General features: G+C 59.9%; 1 protein-coding gene. It reads right to left on the reverse strand.

The genetic code is table 11. From position 1 onward, the window contains the following. On the reverse strand, positions 1–333 hold a 333-nt coding region (locus ACU8YC_RS28635), incomplete at its 3' end, for a F4 family fimbrial subunit (protein WP_446896470.1). Positions 334–344 lie beyond the last annotated feature (11 nt).

The raw sequence follows: 344 nt of genomic DNA on the forward strand, positions 1-344 counted from the left end.
CTCCACGACCGGCTGCAGGGCCTGACCGCCGTTCGGGGCCTTATCCTTCAGGTACCCCTTCAGGAACGTGATGGCCGGGCTGGCCGTATAGGCAAACGTGGTTTTGCCCGCAGCGACGGTCCCCAGGCTCATGTTGATGTTGTAGTCATACGGTGTGCCCGAATTCTCCACTTCCCACATCCATTTCGGCGTCAGGTCCGTCACCGTCCCGGCAAACTTGACCGTCCCGTTATGGCCGGCGTAGCCGGTGTCTTCCGTAAAGGCATGGGCCGCGGATGACAGGCCCAGTACCGCCGTCACACTGGCAGCCACAAGTGCTTTTCTCAGTTTCATATGCTTTCCTT

The sequence above is a fragment of the Citrobacter sp. VF227 genome (genome assembly GCF_052950715.1).